Origin of the sequence: Austwickia sp. (assembly GCA_016699675.1) — a bacterium.
Taxonomy (GTDB): Bacteria; Actinomycetota; Actinomycetes; order Actinomycetales; family Dermatophilaceae; genus Austwickia.
In genome coordinates, this window is record CP064985.1 from 1,920,365 (window position 1) to 1,932,632 (window position 12,268).

The window sequence follows — 12,268 nt, forward strand, 5'->3', positions numbered from 1 at the left end:
GTGGAGCTCCGGGTTCAGGCGCAGCTACCCCGCCAGGGGCAGCTACTCGTGCAGGTAGCGCATCGCCTTCGGGTACCCGTCCAGGGCCCCGCCGAAGCCGAGCGCCCGCAGCGGACCTTCGAGCCGAGCGAAGAGCTCGCGCTGGGCGGCGGGCGAGCCGTCCCGCAACAGGGCCGCGACGATGCCGAGCAGCCAGGTTCCGTCCCACGCCGGATCCTCGAACGGGTGGTGGGCCAGCTCCCATTCCAGGTAGCGGTTCGTCGGGCGGACCCGGCCGTGCAGCGCGAACACGAGCCGGAGCGCCCAGGGGATCGACTCGACCGCGTCGAGGTGCGCGGCTCGGTGCTCCCCGGCGCGATCCTGATGCAGGGACCGCATGGCGTAGGTCAGGTAGGGGTCCAGGTAGTAGTCGAGGGCGTCGGACTTCTCCTCCGCAGTGAGCTGTCCCCAGGTCCGCAGGTCGGCGTCGAAGTCGCCGTCCGTCCGGTCGAGGAGGAGCCGGCCGCGGGCGATGCGATAGCGGTCCCACCAGGTGGAGGGGTGCGCGGGGATCCGGCGGTACATGCGGCGGTCGCCCACCCGCAGGTCGACCCGGCCGGTGGTGTCGCTGCGCCACGACTCGTCCGGCCGCTCCAGTACGACGTGTAAGTCGACGTCGCAGTCATCCGTGGCCATCTCGTGGGCGAAGGACCCGGTGAGCAGGACCGCGAGAACGTTGGGGTCGGCGTCGACGCGCTCGGCGATGTCGGCCAGTTCGGCCAGGGGTGGCAGGGCCTCGGTCCACGCGCTCATGGACCGATCATGACGTGGGCGCCCGCATGGCGCACCTCGCCGGCGGACGGCCTGCTGCCCGGTCCTATCGCGGGCCGGAGACGGGCGGCGCGGCCGCGTGGTCCGGCCGGCCCAGCCGGAGCACCTCGTCGACGGCCTCGATGCCCTCGGGGCGGTGCGCGACGAGAACGACCGTGCGGCCGCCCGTCGCCTCCCACAGGTCGGCGAGCACCGCCATCGCCGTGGGATGGTCCAGGTGCGCCACGGGCTCGTCGAGCAGCAGGACCGGGCGCTTCGAGAGCAAGGCCCTGGCGATGGCCAACCGGGCACGCTCGCCGCCGGATACGCCCCGAGCCGATGCGCCCAGCGCCGTGTCGAGGCCGTCGGGGAGTGCGGCGTACCAGCCCTGCAAGCCGGCCAGCCGCAGCGCCTGCTCGAGGTCGGCGTCCGCCGCGTTCGGCCGGGCGAACCGGAGGTTCTCGCGCAGGGTGGTCGAGAACACGTGGGGCTCGTCGCCCACCACGGCCAGCCGCTCCCGGGTGCGCGGCAGCGGCAGCTTGGTCACGTCCACCCCATCGAACGTGTAGCTGCCGCCGTCCGGGTCGAGGTGTCGGGAGAGGACCGCGAGCAGTGTCGACTTTCCGGAGCCGTTGGGGCCCACGACCGCTACGCGACGTCCCGCCGGGAAGCAGTAGCTCAGCCGCGGGAGGGCGGCTCGCTGACCGTCCCAGCTGGCCGTGACGCTGTTCAACGCCAGGAGCGGGGCCGACTCCGGCTGGCCGCCGCCGCCCGACTCGGATTCCGGCGTCGACCCGGCCGCGGACGCCGGGATCGACGGCTCGTGACCGACGGCCTCGACGGCGTTCTTGACGGCGGGAAGCTGGCCGAGCAGGCGGTCCAGTCGGCGGCCGGCGCTGCGCGCCCGGGCCAGTGCGCCCACGGCATCGGGGATCCCCGCCACCACCTCGCCCATGGCCACCGGGACCAGCACGAGGAAGGCGGCGATCGCTGGCGACAACGCGGGGACCCAGGGCGCGCACACGGCCGCCATGACGATCGCATGTCCGACGGTCAGCACCGGCATGGCCGCCACCCCCACGGCACGGCCACGACCCTGCCGGACGAGCGCCGCGCTCAGGTCGCGCTGCGCGGCGTCGAGCCAGGCCAGGGCCTGAGGCCCCGCGCCGATCGCGGCCAGCTCGGCCGCATGGCTCGTCGTCAGGGTGGTCAGCCGCGACACCTCGGCCCGCGCCGCGACCACGGCGCGATGCGCGCGACGTTCCACGTGAAACTCCCCCCAGGCGACCAGGAGGGTGCAGCCGATCTGCGAGAGCACGACCGGGATGGCCGGGTAGAGGAACAGCGCCGTCACGAACGTCGCCAGCAGCCCGGTCACGGCCAGGGCCACGAGGGGGACCACGACCCGCACCTGGGCGTAGGCGATGTCGTCGAGGTCGTCCACGACGCCCGCGAGGATGTCGCCGCGGCTGCGCCGGCCGAGCCGGGCGGGGGTCAACGGGATCAACCGGCGGTAGGTCTCGGCCCGCTCCTCCGCGAGGTAGGCCAGCGCCGCGTCGTGGCTGCGCACCCGCTCGACGTACCGCAATGCCGGCCGCGCGATCCCGAACGCGCGGACGAGGACGATCGCCGCGAGCAGGGTGAGGATCTGCGGCCGTTCCGCGGCCTTGACGATCAGCCAGCCGGCCGTGGTCGTGAGCGCGACACCGCAGCTCAGCGCCAGCCCGCCGACGAGCGCCGCGGGGAAGATGCCGCGGACCAGGCGGGGCCGTCCGTACGGTCGGATGGGGACCCCCACGCCCGGACCGGCCGCTCCGCCCGTCCCCGCACCGCCGCTCCTGGCCAGGCTTGCCCCCGCCACCGACGCGGCGACGCCGTCGGCTCCGGCGGCCCTGGGCGGGCGCTCGGCTCGGGTCGGGCTCACGATGCGGGCTCCAGGTCGAGCCGATGGTCGGCGCGGTCGAGGAGGCCGGGTCGATGCGTGACGGCGACGACGGCTCGGGAGCAGGCCAACTCGCCGAGGACCCCGGCGACGATGCGCTCCGCCTCATCGTCGAGGTGGGCGGTCGGCTCGTCGAGCAACAGGACGGCGGGATCGGCGAGGAGAGCTCGCGCCAGGGCCACCCGGGCGCGCTGGCCCGCCGACAGCCCGAAGCCGTCGTCGCCGATCGGGGTGCTCAGCCCGTTCGGCAGGCTGCGGACGAAATCGGCGAGGCCGACGTCGGCCAGCGCCTTGTTGAGGTGCCCGTCGGTCAGGGTGCGGCCCTCACGGGTGGGCACGCCCAGCAGGAGGTTGTCGCGCAGCGACGCGGGGGCGAGGAACGGGCGTTGGGTGACGAGGTAGCCGTGCGGACCCGCCACCTCCCCGGAGCGCGGCTCGCGCAGCCCCGCCACGATCTCCAGCAGGGTCGTCTTGCCCACCCCGGACGGCCCGGTCACGACGGTGAACCCGGGACTGGGCCAGTCGGCGGTGACGTCACGCAGCACCGGCGGCGCGTCCGCGGCGTACGCGTAGCTCACGTCCCGCAGCCGCACTCCGCCCGCTGCGCTCGGCTGGCCTCCGCCGCGCGGTTCGCCTTCCGCGCTGGGCTCGCCTTCCGCGCTGTCCTCGCGCGGGTCGGGCCCGGGGGTCCCGTCCGGTACGTCGAGCTCGGTGACCACGTCGGCCAGGGCGGCCGCGCCGTCGGCGGCATTGTGGAATTCGGCGCCGACCCGGCGGATCGGCCAGTACGCCTCGGGCGCCAGCAGGATGAGCGGCATCGCTAGCTCCAGCGGCATCGACCCCTGCGCGAGCTGAATCCCGACCCAGACGGCGACGATCGCGACGGAGATCGTAGCGAGCAGCTCCAGGGCGGCGGAGCTGAGGAAGGCCAGCTTCAGGGTGGCCACGCTGGCGCGGCGGTGGTCGTGGCTGACCGATCGGATGACGTCGACCTGACGCTCGGCCCGGCCGTAGGACACCAGGGTCGGCAGGCCCCGCATCACGTCGAGGAAGTGGCCGGACAGCCGGGCGAGGGTCCGCCAGCGGCGGTTCGTGGCGTCGGCCGTGGCGGAGCCGATGAGCGCCGCGAAGAGCGGCAGCAGCGGCACGGTGAGGATCGGGATGAGGCCGGTTCGCCAGTCCAGCAGCAGCATGGCGAGGATGGCGGCCGGGGGCAGGATCGCCGCGGCGGCAAGGGTCGGCAGGTAGCGCGCGACGTACGGTTCGATGCTCGTCGCCCCCTGCCCGGCTAAGGTGACGAGACGACCCGTGGCGTCCGTTTCGGCGGCGTCGCGCGTCAGCGCGGCCTCCAGCACGCGGCGCCGTACGGTGGTCGAGACGGCGGCGCCGGTTCGCGCCGCCAGCCACTCGGCGCCCCCCGCCGCGAGGGCCCGGACCGTGAACGCGAGCCCGGCAGCCACCGCCGGGCCGACCCATGAGGCGTCCCGCACCACGGCCACGACGAGGGCGGCGAGCGCGAACGCCTGGCCGATGGTGGCGAGTCCTTGGACGGCTCCCAGCACGAAGAGCCCCACGATCCCCGCGCGCGCCTCGGGGGCGATCCGCAGCAGGTGCGGGTCGAAGGGCTTCACGGTCGATCCTTCAGGGCCGGGGGTCGTTTCGCGGGTCCAGACGGCACGCCAATGCGAGTGCGCCTCAACGAGTCTCACCGACGATTGTGGGAATCGGCGAATCCGACCCGCGGGCGCGACCGGCCGGTGGGGACACAGGAGGGCCGCCGGGCCGCCCTGGATGGACGACCCGGCGGCCCGAGCGCGACGCTTAGGCGCCGTCACTCAGTCACGGGAGGCGGCTCGATGGCCCGAGCCGCTCGAGCGGCCCGAACGGCCCTGGCGTGCCGGGACCGGACGCCGGCTCAGTAGTGCGCCGCCGCCGGGATGTGGCGGGTGGTGAGGCGGCGCCGGAACACCCAGTACGTCCAGATCTGGTATCCCAGCACGATCGGCACGAACACCAGGGCCGCGCCGGTCATGATCTGCAGGGTGTACTGCGAGCTGGAGGCGTTCGCGATGGTCAGCGACGGTCCGCCGGCGATCGAGTTGGGCATGACATCCGGGAACAGCGCCACGAACAGGCTGGCCACCGCCAGCGCCGTGCAGACGAAGGTGCCCGTGAACGCCCATCCGTCGCGGCGCGCCTTGACCGCGGCCAGCGCGCCGAGCAGGCACCCCGCCGCACCGACGGTGAGCGCCCAGGACAGGGCGTTGCCGGTGTTGAGGTTGGTCCAGCCCAGGAACACCACGGCCAGCACCGCCGTGATCAGACCCGACTTCAGCGCGAACGCGCGGGCGTCGTGCCGGATCTCACCGTCGGTCTTCAGCGCCACGAACAGCGCGCCGTGGGTGAGGAACAGGAACAGCGTGGTCAGCCCGCCGATGAGGCCCAGCGGGTTAAGAAGCGAGAGCACGGGCGTCCCGGCGTACTCCAGCGCGGGCGCGCTCCCCGTCAGCGGCACCCCGTTGACGATGTTCGCGAACGCGACGCCCCACAGCAGGGCCGGCAGGAACGAGCCCACCATGATTGCGATGTCCCAGTTGCGCCGCCAGGCGTCCGAGTCGCCCTTGCCGCGGTATTCCAACCCCATGGCGCGCAGGATCAGCGCCACGAGGATGAGCAGCAGGGGCAGGTAGAAGCCGGCGAACAGGGTGGCGTACCAGTGCGGGAATGCCGCGAACGTCGCGCCGCCCGCCGTGAGCAGCCAGACCTCGTTGCCGTCCCAGTGCGGGCCGATGGTCGTCAGCATGAGGCGCTTGCGCCGTTCGGTGTCCTCGGGGTCGCCGTTCTTGGCCTTGCCGATGAGCCCGATGAGCATGCCGACGCCCATGTCGAAGCCCTCGAGGCAGAAGTAGCCGATCCACAGGACCGCGATCAGCAGGAACCACAGGTTCTGCAGCAGCTCGTAACTCATGTCAGTTCTCCTTCGCCGTCGACGTCGCTGCGGCGATCAGTAGGCGTAGGCGAGGGGCGCGTCGGCGTCCTCGCTCACGGTGTCGGCGCCTGAGTCGGCGGGGTCGCTGATGGCCTCGGCGCCGAGGCGGACGTACTTCAGGAAGAGCTTCACCTCGACGACGGCCAGGGCCGCGTAGAGCAGCGTGTAGACGACCATGGACACCGCCACCTCGGCGGCGCTGACCCGCGGCGACACCGCGTGCTCCACCGTCATGAGGTTGTGCACGATCCACGGCTGCCGGCCGACCTCGGTGAAGATCCAGCCGAACGAGTTCGCGAACAGCGGCATGAACGGCGCCGCGACGGCGGCCCAGTGCCACCACTTCGGCGCGAGCTGGCCCTCCGCGGCGCCGCGCCGGGTGCCCCAGAGAACGAGCAGCGAGATCGCGATGCCCACGAACCCTAGGCCCATCATGAGCCGGAAGGTCCAGTACGTCGTGGGGATGTTCGGCGTGTACGACGTCGCCGAGTCCTTGGTGAACTTGCCCTGGCTGAACTTGCTGGCGTACTCATCCTTCAGCGGGTTGATGCCCTGCACCTCGGCGTCGAAGTTGCCGTGGCCGAGGAAGCTCAGCAGGCCGGGGACCTCGATGACGCGGGTCGCCTTGGAGCCGTCGAGCGGGCCGACGGACAGGACCGAGAACGGCGCGTGGGCCTGGGTCTCGTAGAGCGCCTCGGCCGCGGCCATCTTCATGGGCTGGACCTCGGTCATGACCTTGCCCTGCAGGTCGCCGGTGACGACGACGCCGAGCGAGGCCACCAGCGTGATGATGGCGCCGACGCGGGCGGCGGAGCGGTACATCGGCGCGTTGTCGCCGACCATCGGGCGGCGCAGGTGCCACAGCGCGACGGCCATGACCACGGCCCCGCCGGTCATGTAGGCGGCGGTGAGCACGTGCGGGAACGTCACGAGCTGCACCTTGTTGGTGAGCACGGCGACGAAGTCGGTGAGCTCGGCCCGGTTGGTCTTCTCGTTGAAGGTGTAGCCGACCGGGTTCTGCATGAACGAGTTCGCGGCGAGGATGAAGAACGCGCTCATCACGGTGCCGATGTGCACCAGCCACATGGTGGCGGCGTGCAGCTTCTCGGGGATCCGGCCCCAGCCGAAGATCCACAGGCCCAGGAAGGTGGACTCCAGGAAGAACGTCAGCAGGGCCTCGAACGCCAGCGGCGCGCCGAAGATGTCGCCGACGAACCGGGAGTAGTCGGACCAGTTCATGCCGAACTGGAACTCCTGGACGATGCCCGTGACCAACCCGAGCGCGAAGTTGATGACGAAAAGTTTGCCGAAGAATTTCGTCAACCGGTACATCTGCGGGTTGTGCGTCCGCACCCAAGCGGTGTGGAATCCAGCCACGATGGCGGACATGCCGATCGTGATCGGTACGAAGAGAAAGTGATACACCGTCGTGATGGCGAACTGCCATCGCGCGAGATCGAGCGCGTCCATGGCTCTCCTGTCGATCTAAGCGGCCCGGGGGCCTTCGTGGGGCACCCCTGCCCCGGGTCGCGGGGAACGTCGGACGGTACGGCGAGTGCCGTCCTTGACCACAGGGTCAGTCCGCCGTGCGCCGAGCGGCGGGACCAAGGTCCTTTCAACTGTTCAACCGTCCGGTAACAGCTGGAACGACGCATTGCCGCACGTCACACGACGTACCGGTGGTCCGTCCTGGACGACCGTTCGGCGCGCGCGTGAGGCCACCGATCCCCTATCGACCGCCGCGCGGCGTACTGAACGGTAACCGTCACATCCAGCGTGAACTCGCACACTCTCCCCTTGACACCATGGCAGCCTTGGTGCTGAGTCGCGGACCTCGTGGCGCGCCCTGCCGACCCGCCGAGCCGAGCTGGCGACAGCTCGCCGGCGCGGCCGGTCCTGTCGAAAGATGACCGCATGACCCTGTCTGTCGAGTCCGAGGTCGGCCGCCTGCGGCGCGTGATCGTGCACCGTCCAGGCCCGGAGATGAGCCGGCTCACGCCCGGCAACATGGACGACTACCTGTACGACGACGTGCTCTGGCTGGAGCAGGCCCAGCGCGAGCACGACGCGTTCGCCCAGCTGATGGTCGACCGCGGGGTCCAGGTGCTCTACCTCACCGACCTGCTCCGCGAGACCCTGGCCCATCCGGCCGCCCGCAAGCACGTCTTCGCCGAGGCGCTCGATGACCGCGTGTTCGGGGCCGTGCTGGCCGACGCCCTGCGCACCGCGCTGGACGAGCTGAGCGACGCCGACCTCGCCGCCACCCTCGTCGCCGGGATGACGAAGGCCGAACTCGCCGAGCACGTGCCGCCGCCGGCGTCGCTGCGGTACGTCGAGCTGGAGCCGCATGGCCTCGTCCTGCCGCCGCTGCCCAACCACCTGTTCACTCGCGACACCTCCGCCTGGGTCGGCCGCGGCGTCACCGTCAACGCGATGAGCAAGCCCGCTCGGCAGCGCGAGAGCGTGCACTTCGAGGCGATCTACAGCTACCACCCGCTGTTCGCCGGCGAGCGGTTCTCCTGGTGGGGGGAGGGCAGCGCCGCGGGCCCCGCCACCACCGAGGGCGGCGACATCCTCACGATCTGTCCGGGTGTGCTGCTGGTCGGGGTGAGCGAGCGCACCACACCCCAGGGCGTCGAGCGCCTGGCCGGGCGGGTGCTGGGTTCGGGTCAGGCGCACACGGTGGTCGCCCTCGACATGCCCAAGGCCCGCGCGCTGATGCACCTCGACACGGTGATGACGATGGTGGACGAGCAGACGTTCACGCGGTATGCCGGGCTGCCGGACCTGCGCAGTTTCGTTCTCACGGCGGGGGAGGAACCCGGCCGCCTGGCGGTTGCAGCGCACGAGCCGGCGGAGATGATGACGGTCATCGCCCGGGCGATGGGCCGCGACTCCGTGCGGGTGCTGACGGCCTCGCAGGACCCGCGCGCGGCCGAACGCGAGCAGTGGGACGACGCCAACAACGTGCTCGCGCTGGAGCCGGGCGTGGTGGTGGCGTACGAGCGGAACACCACGACGAACGCCTTCTTGAGGTCACACGGGGTGGAGGTGCTGACGATCGCCGGGTCCGAGCTGGGCCGCGGTCGGGGCGGCCCACGGTGCATGACCTGCCCGATCGAACGGGACCCGCTCTAGCCGGGTCGCGTGCCGCGAGCCCGTACGGCGTACCGGGTGACCCGCGTCATTGGTCACCGTCGGTGCCGTCCGCAAGACTGCGGGGGAAACGGCGCCGGGGGCGACGCCGACGATCGGAGGTTGAAGCGTGGAAGCGACGGACTGGGACGCGCGGTACAGCGCCGGCCGGATGTGGTCCAGCGAGCCGAACCGGTGGGTGGTCCAAGAGCTGTCGGGGGTCGCGCCCGGCAGGGCCATCGACGCGGCCTGCGGCGAGGGCCGCAACGCCATCTGGCTCGCCGAGCAGGGTTGGTCGGTGGTCGCCGTCGACTTCTCCGGGGTCGCGCTGGAGCGCGCCCGGGAGTCCGCTGCCGAGGCCGCGCAGGCCGCGGGCGAGCTCGACATCACGTGGGTCCAGGCCGACATCACGGACGAGGGGGTCGTGACGAATCAGTACGACCTCGCGCTGGTGTCGTATGTGCACCTGGAGGAGTACGAGCGGACGCCGCTGCTGCGGGCCGCGGCTCGGACCCTCGCCCCGGGTGGCACGCTGCTGGTCGTCGGGCACGACGCCTCGAACCTGGCGGAGGGGTACGGCGGGCCGCAGGACCCCGAGGTGCTCTACTCGGCCAAGGACGTGGCCAGCGACCTGCAGGACATGATCGCGTCGGGGCTGCTGGAGGTGGAGCGGGCGGACCGGGTGGCCCGCGAGGTCGACACCGAGGATGGCCCGCGGGTCGCCTGGGACGTCCTCTTCCGGGCGCGCCGCAAAGAGGTCGGCAAGGGTGGCTTCAACTTCGGCTGACCCTGGTACTCCGGTCGGAGCGCTGGCGCCTCCCAGCGCCCCGAAGTCACCGATCGGAGCGGACGGATCAGCCGTTGCGGGCGGATCGGTCGGATCAGCCGGGTCAGCCGGTGCCGGCGACCTCGCTGTCGGTGGCCCGGCGCAGGACGAGTCGGGTCCACGCGCCGACGTAGATGCGGTCGTCATCGTCGATCTCGACCCGCTGACCAGCGGTGATCGGGTCGTTCGGGAGCGGGCCGCTGGCCGGTCCGAGGTACGTGCCGTTGCTCGACCCCAGATCCTCGACCCACCAGCGACGCCCGTCCGTCGTGAACTCCGCGTGCCGGCGGCTCACGCCGGAATCCGCGCCGCAGTCCACGTCCGGAGCGATGCGCCGGCTCGCGGAGTGCCGCCCCACGAGGGCGCGGCCGCTGATGCGGACGATGTCCGGTACTGCGGGCGAGGGGCACGCCTCGTCGCTGCTCTGCACCTCGTACCACGCCGGGTCGATCCACACCTCCACCACCCAATCGCCGACTGCGCGGCGCGAGGGGGCCTGATTGGTGGGCCGCGCCCCGGTCGCGGGCGCGCTGGGCGGATCCAGCGGCTGGGGAGCCGAAGGGGCAGCAGGCGCGGGAGCGGGCGCGGGCGCGGCAGGCGCGGGCTCGGGATCGGCAGCGCGCGCGGGCTCAGCCGCGGGCGCGGGTTCAGGCCCTGATGAGCCGATGGAGTGACCGTTCGTGACCTGCGCTTTAGGTGCCGTGGCACCCTTTGCGCTGGTCGTGAGCGGTACGTCGGGTGCGGCGGCTGGTGTCGGCTGGGGCGCAGACTCGACCTCTGGCGGCGCGGCGGATGTCGGCTCGGGGGCAGACTCGACCTCTGGCCGCGCGGCGGCGGCCTGATCGGGCGCAGACGGAACCACCGGCGCGCCGGCGGGTGTCGCCTCGGGCGCCGATGCACTGCCGGTGGCCGCGGGAGCCGGGACACGCGTGTCCACCGCAGCGAGGCCCTCGGTCAGCGGGCGGGGCAACGCGCCGGTCGTGAAGTCGTACCCGCAGTCCTCGCAGAACAGGTGGGCGGGCCCGGACGTCGCGCCGCAGTTCGGGCACACCCGAGAGCCGGGCTCCGCCGCCTCACCGCTGGGGTCACCACCGGCGCCCGACGTACCGGCGCCGCCCGCCCCCGACGTACCGGCTCCACCCGACCCACCCGACCCCGCGCCCGACGAGCCGGCCCACGGAGGCGGCGCGCTCGCCGCGACCATCGGCGACCCGCACGTGTCGCAGTAATCGGTCGCGGTCGAGGAGTGGCCGTTCGGGCAGGTGCTCACGGGCGCATCAGCTCATTTCTTCACGCGCGTCGTCTTGGTCGACGCGGTGTCCAGGGCCATCTCGTCCATCTTGGCGACGTCGCGGCGCAGCCGGATCGTGCCGGTCGCGGCGTCGTCGATCTCCACGACGCGGCGCAGCCGGTCGGTCGCGGCCTCGTCGCCGGTCTGCGCGGCGAGCTGGACAGCCCGGCCCAGCTTGCTCGTCGCGGTCGCGTCGTCGCCGACGGCCTTCGCGGCCAGCCCCTCCTGAATGGACGAGGCCAGCTCGGTCTGCCCCGTGAAGTGCGCCACCTCCGGGCTGATCTGCGTCGTCAGCCCGGAGTCGCCGGACCACTTCGCCTTGACCAGCCCCTGCGCGACCAGCTGGCCGCCGACCATGAGCTGGACCCGCGCCGCCAGCTGCTCCTGGCCGACCGCCTTGGGCGCGAGCCGTACCGCGACGTGATAATCGCGGGTCTCGTCGCCCCAGGAGCCGGTGGGGTACGCGCCGGTCAGCGGGTTCACCTCCCTGCGCCGCGCCGTCAGGTCCTCCAGCGTCGGCGAGACCTGCCGGACGAACAGCACCTGCGCGCCCTGCGGCGCCCACACGTTCAGCGTCGCCTCCGCCACGCCGCGGCCCATCGACGTCCGCATCAGCGACTCGAACTCCGTGGCCATGTCCTCGCGGCGCGGGATCAGATCGACGGTGCCCATGAGGGCCTGCGCGATGCGGCGTACCTCATCCACCTGCCACGCCGCGCCCAACCCGCGGCAGTCGCACTGGAACCGCCCGCGGACCGTGTTGATCGACCGGGTCAGCTGCTCGGGCGACTCGTGCTGGTTCTCGCCGTCGGTCAGGAGGATGACGTGCTTCTGAACCAGCGACGGCACGGTGTCGAACAGCTGCGCGGCGGCGAGCAGCCAGGTGCCCATCGCCGTACCGCCGTCCGCCCGCAGCTGCCGCAACGAGTCCTTCGCGGCCTGCCGGGTCTGGGGGTTCATGCGGACCATGGCGGCGGAGTACCCGTCCGGATAGCACAGCCGCGCCTGATGATTGCCCGCCACGATCGCGAACCACACGCCGTCGAGGATCTGGTCGAGCGCGGCCGCCGCGGCGTACTGCGCCGCCGCCACCCCCGCCGCCTCCATCGAGCGCGACGTGTCGACGACGATGATCTCGCCCGCGTCACCGGAGCCGGTCTGCCCCGCCCCGCCCGCGCCGGAGCACGCGACGGTCACGATCGCGTGCGCGTCGGTGCCCCCCTCGGGCAGGAACTCGTTCTGGTAGACGGACGCCGTGAAATCGGCCACTACTCCTCCTTCGGGCGCACCCGCGAG

9 protein-coding genes are annotated in these 12,268 nt (G+C 72.4%); 2 read left to right on the forward strand and 7 right to left on the reverse strand.

Features of this window, described 5'->3' with window-relative positions:
• Positions 1 to 42: 42 nt before the first annotated feature.
• The 5 genes from IPK37_08810 to IPK37_08830 all read right to left on the reverse strand — a co-directional run bounded on the left by IPK37_08810 (position 43) and on the right by IPK37_08830 (position 7,190).
• The gene (locus IPK37_08810) at positions 43 to 792 is read right to left on the reverse strand and encodes a hypothetical protein (protein QQS02386.1); all 750 of its coding nucleotides are present in this window, start codon (positions 790 to 792) and stop codon (positions 43 to 45) included.
• A 64-nt stretch (positions 793 to 856) separates the two neighbouring features.
• Positions 857 to 2,575 (reverse strand): thiol reductant ABC exporter subunit CydC, encoded by a 1,719-nt coding sequence (gene cydC, locus IPK37_08815; GenBank protein ID QQS02770.1) that lies wholly within the window; start codon positions 2,573 to 2,575, stop codon positions 857 to 859.
• A gap of 134 nt (positions 2,576 to 2,709) precedes the next feature.
• Positions 2,710 to 4,362: a thiol reductant ABC exporter subunit CydD gene (gene cydD, locus IPK37_08820; protein ID QQS02387.1), complete on the reverse strand. Its 1,653-nt coding sequence runs from the start codon at positions 4,360 to 4,362 to the stop codon at positions 2,710 to 2,712.
• Positions 4,363 to 4,646: 284 nt separating this feature from the next.
• Positions 4,647 to 5,699 carry a cytochrome d ubiquinol oxidase subunit II gene (gene cydB / locus IPK37_08825; protein ID QQS02388.1) on the reverse strand — a complete coding sequence of 351 codons (1,053 nt, stop codon included), beginning with the start codon at positions 5,697 to 5,699 and terminating at the stop codon, positions 4,647 to 4,649.
• Positions 5,700 to 5,735: 36 nt separating this feature from the next.
• Positions 5,736 to 7,190, reverse strand: coding sequence for a cytochrome ubiquinol oxidase subunit I (locus IPK37_08830; GenBank protein ID QQS02389.1), 1,455 nt, complete (start codon positions 7,188 to 7,190; stop codon positions 5,736 to 5,738).
• Between the two features lie 444 nt (positions 7,191 to 7,634).
• Here IPK37_08830 and IPK37_08835 point away from each other — a divergent pair, with 444 nt between their 5' ends.
• Together IPK37_08835 and IPK37_08840 are read left to right on the forward strand one after the other, a co-directional pair.
• The gene (locus IPK37_08835; GenBank protein ID QQS02390.1) at positions 7,635 to 8,858 is read left to right on the forward strand and encodes an arginine deiminase; all 1,224 of its coding nucleotides are present in this window, start codon (positions 7,635 to 7,637) and stop codon (positions 8,856 to 8,858) included.
• A 127-nt stretch (positions 8,859 to 8,985) separates the two neighbouring features.
• Positions 8,986 to 9,642, forward strand: a complete 657-nt coding sequence (locus IPK37_08840) for a methyltransferase domain-containing protein (protein QQS02391.1) — start codon at positions 8,986 to 8,988, stop codon at positions 9,640 to 9,642.
• Positions 9,643 to 9,745: 103 nt separating this feature from the next.
• Here IPK37_08840 and IPK37_08845 read toward each other — a convergent pair whose 3' ends face one another.
• Positions 9,746 to 10,885: an FHA domain-containing protein gene (locus IPK37_08845; protein ID QQS02771.1), complete on the reverse strand. Its 1,140-nt coding sequence runs from the start codon at positions 10,883 to 10,885 to the stop codon at positions 9,746 to 9,748.
• Between the two features lie 78 nt (positions 10,886 to 10,963).
• The gene (locus IPK37_08850; GenBank protein QQS02392.1) at positions 10,964 to 12,241 is read right to left on the reverse strand and encodes a VWA domain-containing protein; all 1,278 of its coding nucleotides are present in this window, start codon (positions 12,239 to 12,241) and stop codon (positions 10,964 to 10,966) included.
• Between the last annotated feature and the right edge of the window lie 27 nt (positions 12,242 to 12,268).

Coding starts and splice junctions, on each gene's coding strand:
- IPK37_08810 (QQS02386.1), bottom strand. CDS start 792: ATGAGCGCGTGGACCGAGGCCCTGCCACCCCTGGCCGAACTGGCCGAC.
- cydB (QQS02388.1), bottom strand. CDS start 5,699: ATGAGTTACGAGCTGCTGCAGAACCTGTGGTTCCTGCTGATCGCGGTC.
- IPK37_08835 (QQS02390.1), top strand. CDS start 7,635: ATGACCCTGTCTGTCGAGTCCGAGGTCGGCCGCCTGCGGCGCGTGATC.
- IPK37_08830 (QQS02389.1), bottom strand. CDS start 7,190: ATGGACGCGCTCGATCTCGCGCGATGGCAGTTCGCCATCACGACGGTG.
- IPK37_08845 (QQS02771.1), bottom strand. CDS start 10,885: ATGGTCGCGGCGAGCGCGCCGCCTCCGTGGGCCGGCTCGTCGGGCGCG.